This is a genomic window from Bradyrhizobium sp. SZCCHNR2028 (genome assembly GCF_032380995.1).
Classification (GTDB): Bacteria; Pseudomonadota; Alphaproteobacteria; order Rhizobiales; family Xanthobacteraceae; genus Bradyrhizobium.
Window position 1 is genome coordinate 98,095 of sequence record NZ_JAUHJF010000011.1, and the last position, 19,336, is coordinate 117,430.

17 protein-coding genes are annotated in these 19,336 nt (G+C 65.8%); 6 read left to right on the top strand and 11 right to left on the bottom strand.

Going from position 1 to position 19,336, the window contains the following annotated elements:
* Nucleotides 1–2: 2 nt before the first annotated feature.
* Together QX121_RS18755 and QX121_RS18760 are read right to left on the bottom strand one after the other, a co-directional pair.
* Nucleotides 3–356 (bottom strand): DUF2200 domain-containing protein, encoded by a 354-nt coding sequence (locus QX121_RS18755; protein ID WP_315776349.1) that lies wholly within the window; start codon nt 354–356, stop codon nt 3–5.
* Nucleotides 357–488: 132 nt separating this feature from the next.
* On the bottom strand, nt 489–635 hold the full coding sequence (locus QX121_RS18760; protein ID WP_315776350.1) for a hypothetical protein: 147 nt from the start codon (nt 633–635) through the stop codon (nt 489–491).
* 371 nt (nt 636–1,006) lie between these two features.
* Here QX121_RS18760 and QX121_RS18765 point away from each other — a divergent pair, with 371 nt between their 5' ends.
* From QX121_RS18765 to QX121_RS18775, 3 genes are all read left to right on the top strand, one after another.
* On the top strand, nt 1,007–1,726 hold the full coding sequence (locus QX121_RS18765; RefSeq protein ID WP_315741214.1) for a RibD family protein: 720 nt from the start codon (nt 1,007–1,009) through the stop codon (nt 1,724–1,726).
* Nucleotides 1,719–2,996, top strand: coding sequence for an NAD(P)/FAD-dependent oxidoreductase (locus tag QX121_RS18770; RefSeq protein ID WP_315776351.1), 1,278 nt, complete (start codon nt 1,719–1,721; stop codon nt 2,994–2,996). The genes QX121_RS18765 and QX121_RS18770 overlap by 8 nt, the downstream gene beginning before the upstream one ends.
* 77 nt (nt 2,997–3,073) lie before the next feature.
* On the top strand, nt 3,074–3,460 hold the full coding sequence (locus tag QX121_RS18775; protein WP_315812724.1) for a VOC family protein: 387 nt from the start codon (nt 3,074–3,076) through the stop codon (nt 3,458–3,460).
* 24 nt (nt 3,461–3,484) lie between these two features.
* On the opposite strand, the gene QX121_RS18780 is transcribed toward QX121_RS18775, so the two are convergent.
* Entirely contained in the window at nt 3,485–4,417 is a 933-nt protein-coding gene (locus QX121_RS18780) for a LysR family transcriptional regulator (protein ID WP_315776352.1), read from the bottom strand.
* Nucleotides 4,418–4,540: 123 nt separating this feature from the next.
* On the opposite strand from QX121_RS18780, the gene QX121_RS18785 reads away from it, so the two are divergent.
* Both QX121_RS18785 and QX121_RS18790 read left to right on the top strand, forming a co-directional pair.
* Nucleotides 4,541–4,894, top strand: a complete 354-nt coding sequence (locus QX121_RS18785; protein WP_315758446.1) for a protocatechuate 4,5-dioxygenase subunit alpha — start codon at nt 4,541–4,543, stop codon at nt 4,892–4,894.
* Between the two features lie 2 nt (nt 4,895–4,896).
* Nucleotides 4,897–5,733, top strand: a complete 837-nt coding sequence (locus tag QX121_RS18790; RefSeq protein ID WP_315812725.1) for a class III extradiol dioxygenase family protein — start codon at nt 4,897–4,899, stop codon at nt 5,731–5,733.
* A gap of 263 nt (nt 5,734–5,996) precedes the next feature.
* Here QX121_RS18790 and QX121_RS18795 read toward each other — a convergent pair whose 3' ends face one another.
* From QX121_RS18795 to QX121_RS18830, 8 genes are all read right to left on the bottom strand, one after another.
* Nucleotides 5,997–6,680 carry a PadR family transcriptional regulator gene (locus QX121_RS18795; RefSeq protein ID WP_315779473.1) on the bottom strand — a complete coding sequence of 228 codons (684 nt, stop codon included), beginning with the start codon at nt 6,678–6,680 and terminating at the stop codon, nt 5,997–5,999.
* A 127-nt stretch (nt 6,681–6,807) separates the two neighbouring features.
* Nucleotides 6,808–9,885, bottom strand: coding sequence for an efflux RND transporter permease subunit (locus tag QX121_RS18800; RefSeq protein ID WP_315812726.1), 3,078 nt, complete (start codon nt 9,883–9,885; stop codon nt 6,808–6,810).
* A gap of 33 nt (nt 9,886–9,918) precedes the next feature.
* Entirely contained in the window at nt 9,919–11,034 is a 1,116-nt protein-coding gene (locus QX121_RS18805; RefSeq protein WP_315812727.1) for an efflux RND transporter periplasmic adaptor subunit, read from the bottom strand.
* A complete protein-coding gene (locus tag QX121_RS18810) occupies nt 11,034–12,554 on the bottom strand; it encodes an efflux transporter outer membrane subunit (RefSeq protein ID WP_315812728.1) in 1,521 nt (506 codons plus the stop codon). The genes QX121_RS18805 and QX121_RS18810 overlap by 1 nt, the downstream gene beginning before the upstream one ends.
* Nucleotides 12,555–12,954: 400 nt before the next feature.
* On the bottom strand, nt 12,955–13,875 hold the full coding sequence (locus QX121_RS18815) for a PepSY-associated TM helix domain-containing protein (RefSeq protein ID WP_315812729.1): 921 nt from the start codon (nt 13,873–13,875) through the stop codon (nt 12,955–12,957).
* 477 nt (nt 13,876–14,352) lie between these two features.
* Nucleotides 14,353–15,066 (bottom strand): ABC transporter substrate-binding protein, encoded by a 714-nt coding sequence (locus QX121_RS18820; RefSeq protein ID WP_315737110.1) that lies wholly within the window; start codon nt 15,064–15,066, stop codon nt 14,353–14,355.
* A 116-nt stretch (nt 15,067–15,182) separates the two neighbouring features.
* The gene (gene dctA, locus QX121_RS18825; RefSeq protein ID WP_315776358.1) at nt 15,183–16,502 is read right to left on the bottom strand and encodes a C4-dicarboxylate transporter DctA; all 1,320 of its coding nucleotides are present in this window, start codon (nt 16,500–16,502) and stop codon (nt 15,183–15,185) included.
* A gap of 46 nt (nt 16,503–16,548) precedes the next feature.
* A complete protein-coding gene (locus QX121_RS18830; protein WP_315812730.1) occupies nt 16,549–17,520 on the bottom strand; it encodes an amidohydrolase family protein in 972 nt (323 codons plus the stop codon).
* Nucleotides 17,521–18,085: 565 nt separating this feature from the next.
* On the opposite strand from QX121_RS18830, the gene QX121_RS18835 reads away from it, so the two are divergent.
* A complete protein-coding gene (locus tag QX121_RS18835) occupies nt 18,086–19,318 on the top strand; it encodes an acetyl-CoA C-acetyltransferase (RefSeq protein ID WP_315812731.1) in 1,233 nt (410 codons plus the stop codon).
* Nucleotides 19,319–19,336: the final 18 nt, after the last annotated feature.

Sequence of the window (19,336 nt, forward strand, 5' to 3'; positions counted from 1 at the left end):
GATCATGCCTTGCGCAGGATCTTGTCCATTGCCTTTCCCCGCGCCAGCTCATCGACCAGCTTGTCCAGGTAGCGGATCTCCCGCATCGTCGGTTCCTCGACATCCTCCACGCGGACGCCGCAGATCATGCCCTTGATCAAGGTCCGCGCGGGATTCATCGCAGGCGCCTGCGCGAAGAAGGTCTCGAAGTCCGTCTGACGTTCCAACCGGGACTCAAGCTCGTTTTGGCCATAGCCCGTCAGCCAGCAGATCACCTGATCGACCTCTGCCTTGGTGCGTCCCTTCTTCTCGGCCTTCGCGACGTACAATCGGTACACGCTCGCGAAGCTCGTCGTGTAGATGCGGTGTTTTGCCATGCTGGCTCCATCGGATCGTAGGCGACGCATGTCGGGTCGGAAAGGGGCGACGGCGCGCCCGAAGCGCGTGCTTCATGTCCGCGTTCATGATCGTAGTACAGCACGTTCGTTCGCACACGTCGGAAACGCGCGCTAGCCCGGCGGGAACATCGGAAACGACACCCCAAGCGACCACGCCAGGATCAGGCCGAGACCCAAGCCTTCGGCCAGCGGCGAGCACGTCCTACGAACGACACAGCCGCCGATCACGCCGAACACGATGAGGAACAGCACGATCACGGGGATGATGATGAGCAGGAAGAACAGCCGCTTGAGGTCGAGCGCGACTGCCCCGCCCAGCGAGGCCAGGAAGGCGGCGAATCCACACGGAGCGCCACGGCGCGGCGTGGCCGCCCTGGTTGGCGATGCTGTCGGCCAGCATGCAGGGCACCGCGCCGTGCCCTGCGCAAACCGATGGCGTCTCGTCTGCGCGGCGCAGCGTCCATGATCGGCTCCGTTTCAATCCCGAAACTAGCGCAGGAACTCGTGCGGTTACAGCGACGGCGCAGGCGAGCGTTGCGGCCGCGATCGAACGAAACGCACGCCGTTTCGTTGACAACGCCGCCGAGGCGATATTCGGTGACCCCGTTCAGCGGCGACAAGGAGGATGCATGAAACCGGAAGTCATCTGCCTGATGGCGTCGAGCGTCGACGGCCGGACATTGCCGAGCCGCTGGCGTCCGAAGGGATCGGGCGATCTGTTCGAGCAGGTGCATGACCAGCTCGGGGGCGATGCCTGGCTGATCGGCCGCGTCACCGGCCAGGAGTTCGCCAAGGGCTCGGCCTATCCGGCCGAGACCACGGAGCGAATCCCGCGCACCCATTGGATCGCGCGACGCGGCGCCAAGGCCTACGGCATCGTGCTCGATCCCCATGGCAAGATCTGCTGGGGCCGCGCCGACATCGGCGGCGATCCGATCGTCGTCGTGCTGACCGAGGCCGTGTCGGATGCACATCTCGCGGGCCTGCGCGGCGAGGGTGTCTCCTACGTCTTCGCCGGCCAGTCGAAACTCGATCTCTCACGCGTGCTGGAGATCGTCGCGCAGGAGCTCGGCGTGAAGCGCCTGCTGCTCGAGGGCGGCGGCGGCGCCAACGGCGCGTTTCTGCGCGCGGGTCTGGTCGACGAGTTCAACCTCGTTCTATGTCCGGCCGTGGACGGCGCCAAGGGGGCACCCAGCGTGTTCGATTCGACCGAAGCCGAGTCCGGCGAGCGCGCGCCGATCACGGCGATGACGCTCGAAAGCAGCACGGCGCTGGAGGGCGGCGCGCTGTGGCTGCGCTACAAGATCACCAACGGCTCGCCCTTGCCGGCCCAGGCAAGTCATGGCTGAGCGGCGAATGCACGTCATCGTCGTCGGGGGCGGTGCCGCGGGCCTGATGGCGGCGCGTGAGCTGGCCCGCGCCGGCAAGCAAGTGACGCTGCTGGAAGCGCGCGACCGCTGCGGGGGGCGCATCCATCCGCTGCCCGCGAGCAGGTTTGGATATCGCGCGGATGCCGGCGCGGAATTCATCCATGGCGAGGCGCCGGTCACCCACGCGCTGATGGCCGAGGCGGGGCTCACCTCGACGCCGGTCGATGGCGCGCGCTGGTACGTGATGGACGGCGCGTTCTCGCGCGAGGATCCTGCCGATCGGCAGATGCGCCAACTGCACCGCGTGGCGCGGCAGCTCGATCAGGATATGACCGTCACGGCGCTGCTCGAGCGTCATTTCGGCGGTGCGGAGTTTGCCGCCCTGCGCAAGTCGGTGCTCGGGATGGTGCAGGGCTATGATGCCGCCGATCCTGGTCGTGCCAGCGTGTTCGCGCTGCGCGACGAGTGGATGGGCGGCGACCGCGGTGCTCAGGCACGCATCGTCGGCGGCTACGCGGCGCTGCTCGATCATCTGGTGGCGGAGTGCCGGGCGCATGGCGTGGCGATGAAGCTCGAGGCGGTGGTCCGCGCGGTGGAGAGCTCCGATGATGGCGTCGTCGTGCGCTGCGCCGACGGCCGCGCGCAGCGCGGCGATATCGTCCTCCTGACCGTGCCGCTGCCGCTGCTGCGGACCATCGCGCTGCCGCCGGCGATGCGCTCGCAATTGGCCGCAGCCGAAGCCATCGGCTTCGGCAACGTCATCAAGCTGCTGCTGCGCTTCGAGCGCCGGTGGTGGCGAGAGGCTCGGACCGAGGACCTCTCCGACATGCTGTTCGTGCTGTCCGATGCCGACGTGCCGGTGTGGTGGACGCAGCATCCGAACGATGATGCGGTGCTGACCGGCTGGCTCGCCGGGCCGCCGGCCAGCGCTTTCGTCGCGCTCGACGATGTCGCCTTGATAGAGTCGGGTCTCTCGGCGCTTGCGAGCATTTTCTCGCAGCCGGTGGACTCGCTGAGGCAGCAGCTCCTCGCGTCGCATGTCACGGATTGGGCGAAGGATCCGTTCGCGCGCGGGGCCTATTCCTATGCGACGCTAGGATCCCGCGAGGCGCAGGATACGCTTTCGCGCTGGGATGGCGGTCGTGTCTTGATCTCCGGCGAGGCGCTGTATCGCGGGCGCGACATGGGAACGGTCGAGGCGGCGCTGGCCAGCGGGCAACAGACGGCGCGGCGCATCCTCGCGATGTGATCGCGCGCCGCGTGCATGATGTTGCGCCCGTAGGCCCACGGCGCTAGCATTCGCCGATCACCATGGAAAGGATCGTCATGCTCGATCACGTCGGTTTCCCTGTCTCCGACTTTGTCCGCGCCAAGGCTTTCTATGCGGCGGCCCTGGCGCCGTTGGGTTACGTCCTGATGATGGAGATCACCAACGAGCAGACCGGCGGCCACGGTGATCACGACGGCTTCGGCGACGGTCGTCCGGATTTCTGGATCGGCACCGGCGGGACGGCCGCGACCTCGACGCATGTCGCATTCCACGCCAAGGATCGCGCCACGGTCGATGCGTTCTATCAGGCGGCGATCGCGGCAGGCGGACGGGACAACGGCGCGCCTGGACTGCGGCCGCATTATCACGCGAACTATTACGGCGCGTTCGTGCGCGACGCCGACGGCAACAACATCGAGGCGGTGTGCCACGCGCCGGCGTGAGGGCCGCTCACCCCTCGGGATGAGTCACGCCATCACCGGCATGTGCTCGGCGGCCGCGGCCAAGCTCGGCGCGACCACGATCTCGAGCTGCTGGCGCAGCCAGCGGTGCAGCGGGTCGTCCTGGTGGCGCAGGTGCCAGACCATGTACATCGGCATCGCCGGGCAGGGGACCGGCACCGGCGCCACCGCCAGGCCGCGCAGCATGTAGGCGCGCAGGAGGCTCGGCAGCGTCGCGATCATGCGGCTGCCGCGCAGGAACGGGCCGATGCCGCCGAAGCCCGGCACCTGCGCCGCGAACCGCCTGACGATGCCGCGCTCGGCCATGATCTCGTCGATGTCGAGGCGGCGCCTCGGCTCGTACAGTACCGTGACGTGGTCGCTGGCGAGATAGTCCTCAAGGCTCTGCGGCGGCTCGCGTTGGCCCGCATCGTAGAACACGCGATAGCTGTCCTCGAACAGCCGCTTCTGCAGGATGTCGCTGCCCTCGGGCGGGCGCGGCGTGATGATGAGCTGACAGTGCTCTTCCCGTAGCATCTCCGGCGTCGGTGCGCCGGAGGGGATGACGCGCAGGCTGAGGCCCGGCGCCTGCGCGCGGGCGTAGCGGAGCAGGGACGGCAGCAGCAGGTCGCGCTGCAGATCATTGGCCGCGATCGTCACTTGCGCGGAGATTTTCGCCGGCTCGAATGCAGCGGTGTGCGAGAAGCTCCGGAGGTCGTCGAGCAGCGCGCGGGCGCGCAGCGCCAAGAGCTGCGCATGCGCGGTCGGCACGATGCCGCGGCCGGACTTCACGAACAGCGGATCGCCGGTGATCGCGCGCAGCTTGTCGAGCAGATGGCTGACGGCCGACTGCGTGACGCCGAGCCGCTGCGCAGCGCGGGTGACCGAGCCCTCCTCGATGACGGCGAGCAGGAGCTGCAGCAGGTGGCCGTCGAGGTCCAAATGATCGAATTGGCTCATGGATCGGATCGGTCGCGCGGCCTTTATTGACGGTGTCTGTCAGCGATACTGGCGGGCACGAACGGCGCCGCGTTTGATCCAGATCAAGCGCGGCCGTTCGAAACACGACCAGGGGAGGCTCAGATGTCCACCACGTCAGCCCGGCAGCCCGTGCCCGGCACCACCATCTTCGACGGCGAGCAGGCCCGCAAAGGCTATGCGCTCAACAAGATGTGCTACTCGTTCAACGATGCCGCCAACCGCAAGGCGTTCGTCGCCGACGAGGACGGCTATTGTGCCAAATATGGCCTCAACGCGCAGCAGCGCGCGGCGATCAAGAATCGCAATGTGCTCGAGCTGATCGAAGCCGGCGGCAATGCCTATTACCTCGCCAAGTTCGCCGGCATCTTCGGTCTGGACATGCAGGACATCGGCGCGCAGCAGACCGGGCTGACGAAAGAGCAGTTCAAGGCCAAGCTTCTGGCGGCAAGGGGTTGATCATGGCGAAGATCGTAGGTTGCATCACCACGTCCCACGTTCCGGCCATCGGCGGCGCGATTGCCAAGGGGTTGCAGCAGGACCCGTATTGGAAGCCATTCTTCGACGGTTTCCCGCATGTGCGCGAATGGCTCGCCAAGGCCCAACCCGATGTGGTCGTGCTCGTCTATAACGACCACGGCCTCAACTTCTTCCTCGACAAGATGCCGACCTTCGCCGTCGGCGCGGCCGACAGCTATAGCAATGCCGACGAAGGCTGGGGCATTCCGCAGACCGCGCCGTTCAAGGGTGACAGCGAATTGTCCTGGCATTTGATCGAGCATCTGGTGAAGGAGGATTTCGACCTCACCACCTGCCAGGAGATGGTGGTCGATCACGCCTTCACGCTGCCGATGGCGCTGTGCTGGCCCGATCAGAAATGGCCGGTGCGGGTGGTGCCCGTGGTCGTCAACACGGTGCAGGCGCCGCTGCCGTCGGCCGCGCGCTGCTACAGGCTCGGCCAGGCGCTGGCGCGGGCCATCGAATCCTGGCCGAAGGACGAACGCGTCGTCGTCATGGGCACCGGCGGCCTGTCGCATCAGCTCGACGGCGAGCGCGCCGGCTTCATCAACAAGGATTTCGACGAGAAGTTCATGGCCAGCATGGTCGACGATCCCGCCTGGGCGACGAAGTATTCGACCACCGAGCTGGTCGAGCTGTCGGGCACCCAGGGTGTCGAATTGCTGAACTGGATGGTCGCGCGCGGCACCCTGCCGGAGAAGGTCCGCAAGGAGCATTCCAACTATCACATCCCGATCTCCAACACGGCGACGGGATTGATGGTGCTGGAGCCGGTGTAGCGGCTCCAGGGGGATTTTTGGTGCGGAAGGTGATGACCGAGAGCTATTCCGCCAACGACCATCATGCGGTATGGGTCCCGGCTCAAGGCCGGGACGACAGCAGTGTGTTTGGCACGACCGCGCCACATCACCGGTTTCGTCCCGTCGAACGCCGGGACCCATACCGCGGATGCTATCGAGGAACGTGACTGTCAGCGTCTGTGCGGCGGCGAGCACGGTCTCGATGCCGGCCGCTACGCCTCCGCCCGTGGCGGATGTTGATGTCAGCTCGCCGCGTTGTCGTCGTCGCCCTGGATCTCGGCGATGGCGCGGGTCAGGATGCCGCTGACGCGCTTGGCCTCCTCGTCGCTCCAGCCGGGGCGGTGCATCTTGAGCGCCATCTTCAGGGTCTGTACCGTCTGCAGCACCTGCTCCGGCGGGCGCATGCCGCCCATGGTGCGGGCCATGATGCGCAGCCGGCTCAGCAGGCCTTCGATCGCCGCCTCGTCGTCCTTCAGCGCCTGGCGGCCGGCGTCGGTGATCGCGAACAGCTTCTTGCCGCCCTCAGCCGATGCCGCTTCGATCTGGCCCATGTCCTCAAGCAGATTGAGGATCGGATAGACCGAGCCGGGGCTCGGCGAGTAGGAGCCGCCGACCAGCTGCTCGACCGCCTTGATCAGCTCATAGCCATGGCGCGGCTTCTCGCCGATCAGCCACAGCAGCAGGCTGCGCAGGTCGCCGGGGCCGAAGAAGCGACCGCCGCCGCCACGCCCGAACTCCTCGCGCCCGCCACGGCGGCCGCGCTCGAACAGGCCGGGTCCTCGCGGGCCGAAGCCGGGACCGCGGCCGCCGAGGCGGACGTCCTCGCAGGCCTCGCCGAAGCCATGCCCGCCGCGATGGCCCCAGCCGCGCTCCTCGCGATCATCGTCCCAGCCACGACGCCCGAATTTCCAATGATGATGTCTCATACGATATGATCTCCGTTTCGTATAAACGATATATCGTTATCGTCTTACGTTTGTCAACATCGATCGCTTCGGTTGCCTCGGCCTTTGATTTAAGTGCGTGAGTTAAAAAGTATTTTTACCGCGCGTCTTACGTTGTCGCTTCCGCCGTATGAGCCGTTGCCGCCGGTTCGGTCGTCGTGCCGCGATGAGCGATCAGCGCATAGGCGACGGGGACCACGAACAGCGTGAACAGGGTGCCGATGGCGAGCCCGGTGGCGATCACCAGGCCCATGTTGAAGCGCGACACCGCGCCGGCACCGCTCGCCGTGATCAGCGGGATCACGCCGAGCACCATCGCCGCCGTCGTCATCAGGATCGGCCGCAGCCGGACTGTGGCCGCCTCGATGATCGCCTCGGTGCGATCCTTGCCCCGCTCGCGCAGCTCGTTGGCGACCTCCACCATCAGGATGCCGTGCTTGCTGACGAGGCCCATCAGGGTGACCAAGCCGACCTGGGTGTAGATGTTGATGCTGGCGCCGCCGATGCCGAGGCTGATGAAGATCAGCGCGCCCGCCAGCGACATCGGCACCGACACCAGGATGATGATCGGATCGACGAAGCTGTTGAACAAGGCGGCGAGCGCCAGGAAGATGATGATCAGCGCGAACACGAAGGTGGTGACGAAGCCGCCGGATTCCTGCTCGAGCTGTCGCGACGCGCCGCCATAGTCGATCGAGTAACCCGATGGCAGCGACTTCGCGATCTCCTTCAAGGTGGCGAGCGCGTCGCCCATCGCGATGCCCGGCATCGCCACGCCGGAGATGGTTGCCGCATTGATCTGCTGGAAGTGATTGAGCGACTCGGGGATCGTCTTGCGCTCGAGCCGGGCCACGGTCGACAGCGGCACCATGGCATTGCCGCTGGTGCGGATCGAATAGTCGAGCAACTGACTGTCGGTGAGGCGGTCGTTCTGCCGGACCTGGGGGATCACCTTGTAGGAGCGGCCCTCCAGGCTGAAATAGTCGAGATAATTGCCGCCCAGCATGGTCGCGAGCGCGCCGCCGAGATCGCTCATCTTGAGGCCGAGATCGGCGGCCTTGTCGCGATCGAACACCACGGTGGTCTGCGGCTTGTCGATCTTCAGATCGCTGTCGAGGAAGATGAATCGGCCGCTCGCCAGCGCCTTGGCCATGAAATCGCGCGACACGTCGTTGAGCTCGCCGAACGCGCCGGTGGTGCCGATCACGAACTGGACCGGCAGGCCGTTGCTGCCCGGCAGCGGCGAGGGCTGGAACGCCACCGAGCGGGCGCCGGCGATGCCGTTCAGGAGCTGCTGGAATTCCGGCTGCAGGGTCTTGGTCGTCGCCTTGCGCTGATCCCAGGGCTTGAGAACCCAGCCGCCGATCACCTGTGTCGAGGTATCGATCTGGAACACGGTACGCGTCTCCGGGCGCTGGGCGATCAAGCCATACAGCTGCTGGCCGTAAAACTGGCGCTGCTCGAGCGTGGCCGAGGGCGCCGAATTCGTCAGCGATAGCACGATGCCCTGGTCCTCGTCCGGCGCAAGCTCGCTGGTGGAACTGACATAGAGCCAGGGAATCATCGCGAGCAGCAGCAGCGCGAACACCACCACCACCGGCTTGGTCGCGAACACGCTTTCGAGCCAGCGGCGATAGAAGTGGGCGAGCCGTTCGAGCACATGGTCGATCGTCCTCACCAAACGCGTCTCGAACGTGGTGGCGTCGCGCTCGGTCCGGCGCAGCAGCCAGGCGCAGTTCATCGGCGAGAGCGTCAGCGCGATTACCGCCGAGACGGTGACGGCGCCGGCGAGCGTGAAGGCGAACTCAGTGAACAGGGCCCCGGTCAGGCCGCCCTGGAAGCCGACGGGCACGTAGACCGCGATCAGGACCACGGTCATCGCGATGATCGGGCTCGCCAGCGCCCGCGCCGACTGGATCGCGGCCTCGACCGGCGGCACGCCCTCGTCGATCAGGCGGTGGACGCTTTCCACCACGATGATGGCGTCGTCGACGACCAGGCCGATCGCGAGCACCAGCGCCAGCAAGGTCAGCAGGTTGATGGAGAAGCCCATCAGCAGCATCAGCCCGAAGGTGCCGATCAGCGACAGCGGAATGGCGATCACCGGGATCAGCACCGAGCGCCACGATCCCAGGAACATGAAGACGACGACAATTACGATCCCGATCGCCTCCACCAGCGTATGGATCACCTCGTCGATGGACGAGTTCACGAAATCGGTGGAGTCGTACAGGATCTCGCTGGTGATGCCGTTCGGCAGCTGTCGCTGCAGCTCCGGATAAACAGCCTTCACGCCGTTGATGACGTCGAGCAGGTTCGCCGTTGGCGCCACCTGGATGCCGATGTAGACCGCGGTCTTGCCGTTGAAGCGCGTCGCGCTGTCGTAGTCGTCATTGCCGAGCGTGACATTGGCGACATCGCGCAGGCGGATGATGGCGCCATTGACCTGCTTGACGACGAGATTGCGGTATTGCTCCAGCGAATGCAGATTTGTCGCGGCGGCGAGGTCGACCTGCACGAGGCGGCCCTTAGTGGTGCCGAGCCCGGAGATGTAGTCGTTGCCCGACAGTGCCGTCGACACGTCGGTCGCGGTCAGGCCATAGGCCGCGAGCTTGTCGGGGTCGAGCCAGGCGCGCAGGGCGAATTTCTTGGCGCCGAGCAATTCGGCGGTCTGCACGCCGGAGACCGCCTGCAGCTTCGGCTGCACCACGCGGGTGAGGTAGTCGGTGATCTGGTTCGGCGCCAGCACGTCGCTGGCGAAGCCGATATACATCGAATCGATGGTCTGCCCGACCTTCAAGGTCAGGGTCGGCTGCTGCGTGCCGGTCGGTAGCTGGTTGAGCACCGAGTTCACCTTGGCGTTGATCTCGGTCATCGCCTTGCCGGAATCGTAGTTGAGCCGCAGGTTCACGGTGATGGTGCTGCTGCCGGTGACGCTGGTCGACGTCATGTAGTCGATGCCGTTGGCCTGGGCGATCGCGTTCTCCAGCGGCGTGGTGATGAAGCCGGCGATGATGTCGCTATCGGCACCGGCATAGGCCGTGCTCACCGTGACGATGGCGTTCTGCGTGCGCGGATATTGCAGGATGGCAAGCGTCGTCATCGAGCGCAGGCCGAGCACCAGGATGAGGGCGCTGACCACGAGCGCCAGCACCGGCCGGCGGATGAAGATGTCTGTGAAACGCATGGTGATGACTCTGATGGGCGCGGGCTGGCCGGATTATTGGTCGACGACATCCGGCGCGGCTTCCGCGACCGGCACGTGCGAATTGTCGATTCTCACCGGGCTGCCGTTGCGCAGCTTGATCTGTCCCGCGATCACCACCGTCTCGCCCGGCTTGATGCCGTCGGTGATTGCGATCCGGTCGCCCTTGGCCGGCTTGCTCTTGACGAACATCTGCCGCGCCTTGCCCTGGCCGTCCTTGAGATCGTCGACGACGTAGACGAGATCGCCGTAGGGGTTGCTGACGATTGCCGTCAGCGGCAGTGTGACGAGTTGCTCCGGGCTGCCGGTCGCGATCTCGACCTTGGCGAACATGCCCGGCAACAGCCGGGCGGCCTCGTTGTGCAGGGTGGCGCGGACCTGGACGTTGCGGCTGGTGGAATCGACCTTGGCGTTGATCGCCGAGATCTGGCCGGTGAAGCGCTCGGATGGGAAGGCATCCACCGTGATGGCGACGTCCTGGCCGATCCGAATGTCGGCGAGCGACTGCTGCGGCAGATAGAAGTCGACGAAGATGGGATCGAGGCTCTGCAGGGTGACAATGGTGGTGCCGGCGCCGAGATACTGCCCGAGATCGACGGCGCGGATGCCGAGCCGGCCGGCGAAGGGCGCCTTCAGGGTCTTCTGCTCGACGATCGCCTTTTGCTGCGTCACCAGGGCCTGCGCGTTCTTCAGATTGGCGCGGTCGCTGTCGAGCGTGGCCTGGCTGACCGCGTTGAACTTGATCTGCTCCTCGTCGCGCTTGACGACGATGGCATAGTTCTCGGCAGTCGCCTGCAGCGACTGCAGCTTGGCGACGTCATCGGTCGCGACCAGCTGCAGCAATTGCTGGCCGGCTTCGACGGTGTCGCCCGAATTGAACTGGATGCCGTGCACGATGCCTGCGGCCTGCAGCGCCAGATCGGCGCCGTTGACGGCGCGCAGCGAGCCGACCGCGGTGAGGTTGGAGCGCCATGGTGCGGTCGCCGCAACGACCGTCGAGATCGTCTGCGGCGGGTTGGCCATGGCGCCGATCGCCTTGGCGATCATGATGCCCTTGAATGTCTGAAAGCCGTAGAGGCCGCCGAACAGCACCGCCATGGCGGCCAGCATGATCGTCATGCGTTTCTTCATTACATTGCTTCCTGGGTCGTACGATTGGGACCGGCGAAGTAGCCGGGATTGGCGCGGGGCAGCGCCGCCGGGGTCTCGTCCTGGCGATTCCACCAGCCGCCGCCGAGCGCCTGGAACAGCGCCGCGGTGTCGCTGAAGCGCGTGGCCTGCGACTTGATGCGGGAGACGCGTGCGTTGAGATAGGATTGCTGCGCGTTGATGACGTTGGCGTAGGGCACGGCGCCGCTCTTGAACTGCTCGACCGCCATGGCGAGACTGTCGGCCGTGGCTTTCTCGGCGGCAGCCTGGGCCTTCAGCGCCTCGGCGTCGTACTGGATGGCGCGCAGCGAATCCGCAACGTTCTGGAACGCGGTGATGACCGTGCTCTTGTAGAGCGACAAGTCCTGCTCGAAGGTGGCGACGTCAGCCTCCTTGGTGTGATACAGCGTGCCGCCGTCGATCAGCTTCTGGCTGACGCTCGAGGCCGCATCCCACACGATGGTCGTCGGCGAGAACAGCCGGCCCGGTCCGCTTGCGCCGTAGCTGCCCGACAGCGTCACCTGCGGCAGCAGATTGGCGACGCCGACGCCGACCGTCGCTGTGGCCTGGTGCAACGTAGCCTCGGCCTGCCGGATGTCCGGACGCTGCCGGACGAGCGAGGAGGGCAGTGACACCGGCAGCTTGCGCGGCAGCCGCAGCTCCGCGAGGGTCACATGCTCGCCGCGGTCCTGGCTCGGCAGCCGGCCGAGATAGGCCATCAGTTGATTGCGTTGCTGCGCGAGTTGCTTCTGCAGCGGCGCCAAGGTCGCCTTGGCCTGCGCCAGCGTCGCCTCCTGCGCCAGCACGTCGGATTTGGAGATGGCGCCGACATCAAACTGGTGTTGGATCCGGCCAAGCTGGTCGGTCTCGGCCTTGATGATCTCCTCGGTCGCTGCGATCTGATCGCGCAGCGAGGCGTCGCTGATCGCGGCGGTGACGACATTGGCGGTCAGCGCGAGATGCGTCGCCTCCAGCTTGAACGCCTGGTAGTCGGCCTGCGCCTGCAGCGCCTCGACCTGGCGTCGCGTGCCGCCCCACAGATCGAGCGCGTAGCTGACGCTTACCGACGTGCCATAGAGCGTGTAGAGCGAGGTCTGGCCGGGCCATTGCCCGTTCTGTGTGGTGGAGCCCTGGGTGCGTTCGGCGGATCCGCTCGCGCTCAGCTGCGGAAACAGCGCGCCCTGTTGCGACAGCGCGTTCTCGCGCGCAGCACGCAGCGCCAATTGCGCGGCTTCGATGTCCGGGTGGTTGCGAATCGCTTCCTCGACGAAGGCGTTGATCTGCCGGGAATGAAACAGCGCCCACCAGGTGCCGGGCAGATCGCCTCCGGGTGCGAAGCTCTGCACATTGCCGCCCGGCGTCGAGGCGCTGGCGGTCGCGGCGAGGCGTCGCTCGGCGACGTAACCGGTCGCGACCGGCGCCTCGGGGGAGATGAAGTCCGGGCCGACGGCGCAGGATGCGAGCAGCACGCTGCAGCCAAAAAGGCCGAGCGGGACGGACATCGCGCGGCCTGTCGGGACCCCCCTCAAACGCGCGGGAAACATTCGGACATGATCTGACATAAAACTAAACCGTTTCGTTTTCTATCCGGACCATGCGGGGCAGCACAGACGTAGTCAAGTCACGTTGATGACAGGGCGGTGATGCGCACAGCTTCGTCCTGCGCGGCGCCGGTGCTCGCTTGCACCGGACGGGCGCATCATTTTTGAGGTGAGAGTAGACAACGCGCCGCTTCCATTTCCGCAGCGGTCGGGCAGCGACGTCGTTCTTGTCACAATGATCGAAAAAGGTCTGCCGCCGAGCTCGCGCGGCGCGGGCCGGCCTTTGGCGAAGCAGCGCGCGAGACGGAGTTGGAGGCCGGCTCGCAGCGTCGAGCCGGCTCCGTGGGGCGGTCGCCGCTCGTCAGGACGGCATCGAGGATGCGACCACCGGCTTTGCCGGCACGGTGCGCGCGCGATTCGGGCGCCGCAGCCGGCGCTGCGCCCAGATCAGCACGCCTGTGATCAGCAGTGCGAACAGCGCGATCGAGATCAGCACGTTGGCCGCGCTGCCGATCAGCGACCAGTTGCCTTCGTGCAGCAGGCGCGGCCAGTTGCGCGGCAACGCGGAGAGCCCGTCGGACGTCACAGCATAGGCCCTGAGCTCATCGTCCTCGATGATCCTCGCCATCATCCGCCCGCCGCGATTGCCGATCGAGTTGACCGCCGAAAGGTCGTGGTCCCTGGCGACGATGCTGACGGCGTCAGGCAGCGAGATGCGCTTGGCTGCGGTGGGCGGAGCGCTGCCTGCGAAGGTCAGGCCGAGCTCGAGACAGAGTCCGGTGAGCGGGCTGAGCAGAATCAGAGGCAGCGTGAACCAGGCCGCGCCCTTGTGCCAGCCGGACAGCGTGTTGCGCAGTCGCGGCAGTCCCATCAGGATGCCGATGATCATGATGGTGACCATTGCGATGGTCGAGATCAGGGTGAGGCCGGGGATGCCGATCAGATGCTCGTGGGTCCTGCGCGCCCACAGGAAGACGCTCGCCATCGCGGGCTTCTCGACCGCGGCGCCGGTCGTGATGTCGACCTCGGCGCCCGGCGTACCCTGCAAGGTGAGGTGCTGTGTGGACGCATCGATCGACAGGCCGCGTGCCTTGCCGTCGGGATCATGCTGCTTGATCAGCGCGATCACGCGCGCCGGATCGACGCTCTGCGGCTTGACGGCAGCGACCTGCGCCATCGGCTCGAAGGAGAGGATCAGTCCGGTCACGATGACGACAAGCAGCGGCAGCGCGAAGACGAGGCTGATCCAGCGGTGAAGTTTGAGCAGAAGCTGCTTGTTCATGATCGTCTCCAAGTATTCGCCAAGTGATCGTCGAGTGATCGTCACACACACGAACGACGCGGCGTGACTGTTGTCCGCAGGCGCTCACTCCGTAGTTTCAGATCGTTTCTTGCTGGACGACGCTGCGAGATCAGTCCGCCGCCGTTGCGCTTTCATTAGCCGAGCGCACCACTCATACGAAAGGAGATAACCATTAATTTTAGGTCATGCGCCGTTTGATCGGCGTCAATGCGGCGAAAGCAAATCGGTGTCTATGCAAATGATGTCAATTCACGACTGACGTTTCTCGGTGACCGGCTGAAACGAGATAGCGGCGGTATCTCAGGATGACGCGCTCATCTCGGACTTCAGCGCGTCATTGTGAGAGGCCCTTGGCGATGCGCTTCGCTTCTCATGTCGGTGTCGCACTTATCCGCAGTCTGTCGCTGTCCGATGCGGAGAACACCGCGATCCCCGGCGGCACTGCGCGCCGACGCGTCAGGGCGATTTCCCTGGCGACACAATGCCCTTCAGTCCGGCGCGCTCAGCAGCGGCGCTGACGAGGCCAGACGACTGGATCTCGGCCGTGAAGCTGCGCAGGAAGTCGAGCCCGGCGTCGCGGCCCCTGGGGATCGCGATGGCGTGGCGCTCCTCGCCCCAGCGCCCGTCGAGCACGCGCGATCCTGGCACCTGCTCGGCGATCTCGAACAGCGTCGCCTTGTTGGTGGCGAAGGCATCGATCTGGCGGCTCGTCAGCATGGCGACCGCATCCTTCAAGGTCGGCGCCCGGACCAGCGTCGCGTTCTTCAGCTCGCGCCCGAGCGTCGCATCCGACGTGCTGCCGGTCGTGACGCCGATCTTGCGGCCGCTCGCGTCGACATCGCCGGCGTCGGAAAGCGGGGAGCCGTCGGGCACGAGATACCCAAGCTCGATCTCGAGATAGACAGGACCGAAATCCATCTCCTTTGCGCGCGCCGGCGAAGCATTGGTGAAGGCGACGTCGACCGCGCCGGTCTTGACGGCCTCGAGCACCTCGGCGTTCTTGGCGAACACGACCGGCTCGTAGTCGACATGGAGCTGGCGCGCCATTTCCTTGCCGATGGTGTAGCCGACGCCGCGGGGATTCTCGGTCCCGTCGGGCAGGATCGATGTCGGCGTGCCCGGATAGAGTCCCGCGCGCAGATGTCCGGTCGGCGCGAGAGTGCGTGCCACGTCGACATCAGCGGAATAGCTTCGAACCGGAGCGAGCGTCGCGCACGCGACGAAAGCGACAATGACGGCCTGCCTCAGGATGGTAGCTGCGCAGTCCATCGGTCGCCTCGCTGATATCAGACTGATTCGGTCAGTTCGCTGCCGGCTTCGCCATCGAGCACCTGCTGGAGACGCGTCTTGTCGAGCGCATTTTCCCAGCGGGCAATGACGATGGTGGCCACGGCGTTGCCGATCAAATTCGTCGGCGTCAGCCCCTGCGACATCAACCGGTGAATGCCGAGCACCAGTGCGACGCTGGCGACCGGAATCGTTCCGGTCGCGGCGAGCGTCGCTGCCAGCACGACGAAAGCGGCGCCGGCAATGCCGGCTGCGCCCTTCGACGTCACCAGCAGGATCAGCAGCAGCCCGATCTGGTGGCTGATGTCGAGATGAGTGTTGGTCGCCTGCGCCAGGAACACCGCGGCGGTGGCGAGGTAGAGGCAGGTGCCGTCGAGATTGAACGAGTAGCCGGTGGGGATGACCAGGCCGACGATGCCGCGCTCGCATCCGGCGGCTTCGAGCTTCGCCAGCATGCGCGGCAGCACGGTCTCCGATGACGTGGTGGCGATGCAGACCAGCACCTCATCGCGAATGTAGCGGATCAGCTTCCACAGGCTGAAGCCGGTGAGGGCGGCAATGGGGCCGAGCACGGCGGCGATGAAGATCAGGCAGGTGAGATAGAAGCTGCCGAGCAGCAGGCCGAGCTTGGCCAGCGAGCCCAGGCCGAACTTGCCGACGGTGAAGGCGATGGCGCCGAATGCGCCGAGCGGGGCGGCCCACATCACGATCCGAACGACACCGAAGATCATCTGGCCGGCGACATCGATCACGTCGGTCACGGGCTTGGCGCGGTCGCCGAGCCAGATCAGCGCAAAGCCGCACATGACCGAGATGAACAGCACCTGCAGGATATTGCCTTCGGCAAAGGCGCCAACGAAGGTCTGCGGGATGATGTTGAGCAGGAACGGCACGAAGCCGACCGCAGCGGTCTGCTTGACATAGGGCTCGATGGTCGCGGAGTTGATGGTCGCCGGGTCGATGTTCATGCCGACGCCGGGCTGAAACAGGTTCACCGCGGTCAAGCCGATGATCAGCGCCAGCGTCGTGATTGCCTCGAAATAGATCAGCGCCTTGATCGCGACGCGGCCGACCTTGGCCATGTCGGCCATGTGGGCGATGCCGTTGACCACCGTGCAGAAGATGATCGGCGCGATCAGCATCCGGATCGCCTTGATGAAGGCATCGCCCAGCGGCTGCATCTGGGCGCCGAGATCCGGCTTGACGGCACCGAGCAGGATGCCCGCTGCCATCGCGATCATGACCTGGACCCAAAGCTCCTTCCACCAGCCGCGGCGGGCGCCTGCCTTGCTGTCGGCGGTGAGGGTCGTGGCAGTCATGATCGGTCCTGTCGCTGAAGGGCTCGAAGTTGCAGCTGGCGGTGACTCAGCTCTTGGGCTCGAACTTGAACAGCCGTTCGGGATTGCTGACAAGCAGCTTTCGCTGCATGGCCGGATCCGGGGCGTAGAGCGGGATCAGATCGACCAGATCACCATCATTGGGCATGATCTTGACGTTCGGATGCGGCCAGTCCGTGCCCCAGATGACGCGATCGGGCGCATTCTCGATCAGTTTCCGGGCGAACGGCACGGCGTCGTGGAACGGTGGTCCGGAGGCCGAGGCGCGCTCGGGACCGGTGATCTTGATCCAGCACTTGCCGTCGCTGGCCTGCAGGTCGAGCAGCGCCTTGAACTCCGCATCGTCGATGCCCTTGGCGGCGCTGATCGTGCCCATGTGGTCGATCACATAGGTGACCGGCAGCGCCTTCAGGATCGGCACGAATTCCTGGATTGTCCCGGCCTCGAGATAAATGTCGACGTGCCAGCCGATCGCCGCGACGCGGTCCACCAGGGTGCGGAAGACGTTCATGTCGCCGACGCCGCCGAGGCGGCGGAGGAAGGCGAACCGGCAGGCGCAGATGCCGGCCTTGCCGAGCGCCGTGAGGTCGGCGTCGGACATCGCCGCGTTGATGTTGGCGACGCCTTTGTAGTTGCCGTTGCTCTGCGCGATGGCGTCCGTGACGACGCGATTGTCCGTGCCATGGACGGTGGCGTTGACGATGACGGCGCGTTCGACACCGATTTTGGCGTGCAGCGCCCGGAACATCTCCAGTGACGCATCGGGCGGCGTGTAGGGGCGGGTGGGCGAGAACGGATAGGTCGAGGCCGGCCCGAAGATGTGCGTGTGGGTATCGACGCTGCCGAGCGGCGGCAGGAAGCTCGGGGTCTTCGTCGCTTGATCCGGGCCGGCGATGCTGGGGATCTTGACCTCTTCGGCGGAGAGTTGCGCAGGGACAGCGCCGAGCACGCTCGCCGCTCCCAGTCCGGCCATGGTGGCCAGCAGATTTCGTCTCAACATCAGAGCGTCCTCCTCGGAATGGCTGTGGTCGCGGGCAGGCGGCGCCTGCCGGGCTCCGGCATCGTTCGTGTTTGCTATCGTCACGCCACGATGGAGAGGTCAGGCGACCTCTCAACGTGGCGTCGTGATCATGGCGTGCTTCGGATCCGGAGCCGGCGGATCGCTGTGGTCCCAGTTGTTCCTGATCGAGGATCTTGCAGCCTCTGCAGCATGACAAGAAGCATTGGGTGAACGGTCAGTTCGCTTGTTTGGACAATGCTCTGCAGTCCAACTGCCAACGTTGCTGAGACCCTCCGTTCGAGCTGCGTTGCAGCGCGACTGGGCGAGTGCTCTTCAACCAGTCTGCGAGAAGGCAGCCCGAGCGCGCCGATCTGCAGAATTGTTCGTGCGACGGAAAGGTGAGTTGCGTCAACGCCGTGGCGTGCGTTTTGGTCATGCGCCGGCAGCTTCAAGCGCCGTTGTGAAGACCGCATGCGCAATGCTATGCGACAGCAAAGAGAGGCGTGCGGGCGCCGAGATGCTGCGCGGCTGTCAGCTCACAACAATATCGGGCAAGGGAAACACCATGGTCGACGCGCTCATCATCGATGCCTGCAGAACGCCGCGCGGTATTGGCAAGGCCGGAAAGGGCGCGCTCGCCGGGCTGCACCCGCAGCATCTCGGCGCCACCGTGCTGCGCGCGCTGGCCGATCGCACCGGCATCAACACCGGCGACGTCGAGGACGTCATCTGGGGCTGCTCGTCGCAGCGCGGTCCGCAGAGTGGCGATCTCGGCCGCATGTCGGCGCTCGACGCCGGCTACGACATCCGCGCCTCGGGCGTCACGCTCGATCGCTTCTGCGGCTCCGGCATCACCAGCGTCAACATCGCAGCAAGCTCGATCATGGCCGGGCAGGAGGACCTCGTCGTCGCCGGCGGCTGCGAGATGATGTCGATGGAGGGCCGGCGCGGCGAGGGGCCGCTGATGATGGACGCCGGCAATCTGCATCTGCGCGCGCTGCATCCGCAGTCGCACCAGGGCGTCTGTGCCGACGCCATTGCCACCATGGAAGGCATCACCCGCGCCGACGTCGACGCGCTCGGGCTGGAGAGCCAGAAGCGCGCGGCGGCTGCGATTGCGGCCGGCCATTTCAAGAAGAGCCTGGTGCCGGTGCATCGCGAGGACGGCAGCCTCGCGCTCGACCACGAGGAATACCCGCGGCCGCAGACCACGGCCGAGGCGCTGGCAGGGCTGAAGCCGGCGTTTCCGGCGATCGCCGACTACGCGCTGGACGAGAAGGGCACGACGTATCGCAACCTGATCCTGCAGCGCTATCCCGGCCTCGAGATCGACTTCATGCATCACGCCGGCAATTCCTCTGGCGTCGTCGACGGCGCGGCCGCGATCCTGCTGGCGTCGCCGTCCTATGCCCACGCCCATGGCCTGAAGCCGCGGGCACGCGTCGTGGCGATGGCCAATATGGGCGATGACCCGACCCTGATGCTGAACGCCCCGGCGCCGGCGACGCGCAAGGTGCTGGCCAAGGCCGGGCTCAAGCTTGATGACATCGACCTGTTCGAGATCAACGAGGCGTTCGCCGTCGTCGCCGAGAAGTACATCCGCGACCTCGAGCTCGACCGCGCCAAGGTCAATGTGAACGGCGGCTCGATCGCGCTGGGACATCCGATCGGCGCCACCGGTTCCATCCTGATCGGGACGCTGCTCGACGAGCTCGAGCGGCGCGATCTCAAGCGCGGCCTGGTCACGATGTGCGCGGCCGGTGGCATGGCACCCGCGATCATCATCGAGCGGGTCTGAACGGTACATCTCCTCGAT

Coding starts and splice junctions, on each gene's coding strand:
- QX121_RS18795 (WP_315779473.1), bottom strand. CDS start 6,680: ATGAGACATCATCATTGGAAATTCGGGCGTCGTGGCTGGGACGATGAT.
- QX121_RS18775 (WP_315812724.1), top strand. CDS start 3,074: ATGCTCGATCACGTCGGTTTCCCTGTCTCCGACTTTGTCCGCGCCAAG.
- QX121_RS18830 (WP_315812730.1), bottom strand. CDS start 17,520: ATGTTGAGACGAAATCTGCTGGCCACCATGGCCGGACTGGGAGCGGCG.
- QX121_RS18780 (WP_315776352.1), bottom strand. CDS start 4,417: ATGAGCCAATTCGATCATTTGGACCTCGACGGCCACCTGCTGCAGCTC.
- QX121_RS18755 (WP_315776349.1), bottom strand. CDS start 356: ATGGCAAAACACCGCATCTACACGACGAGCTTCGCGAGCGTGTACCGA.
- QX121_RS18790 (WP_315812725.1), top strand. CDS start 4,897: ATGGCGAAGATCGTAGGTTGCATCACCACGTCCCACGTTCCGGCCATC.
- QX121_RS18815 (WP_315812729.1), bottom strand. CDS start 13,875: ATGAACAAGCAGCTTCTGCTCAAACTTCACCGCTGGATCAGCCTCGTC.
- QX121_RS18785 (WP_315758446.1), top strand. CDS start 4,541: ATGTCCACCACGTCAGCCCGGCAGCCCGTGCCCGGCACCACCATCTTC.
- QX121_RS18810 (WP_315812728.1), bottom strand. CDS start 12,554: ATGTCCGTCCCGCTCGGCCTTTTTGGCTGCAGCGTGCTGCTCGCATCC.
- QX121_RS18800 (WP_315812726.1), bottom strand. CDS start 9,885: ATGCGTTTCACAGACATCTTCATCCGCCGGCCGGTGCTGGCGCTCGTG.
- QX121_RS18770 (WP_315776351.1), top strand. CDS start 1,719: ATGGCTGAGCGGCGAATGCACGTCATCGTCGTCGGGGGCGGTGCCGCG.
- dctA (WP_315776358.1), bottom strand. CDS start 16,502: ATGACTGCCACGACCCTCACCGCCGACAGCAAGGCAGGCGCCCGCCGC.
- QX121_RS18765 (WP_315741214.1), top strand. CDS start 1,007: ATGAAACCGGAAGTCATCTGCCTGATGGCGTCGAGCGTCGACGGCCGG.
- QX121_RS18835 (WP_315812731.1), top strand. CDS start 18,086: ATGGTCGACGCGCTCATCATCGATGCCTGCAGAACGCCGCGCGGTATT.
- QX121_RS18805 (WP_315812727.1), bottom strand. CDS start 11,034: ATGAAGAAACGCATGACGATCATGCTGGCCGCCATGGCGGTGCTGTTC.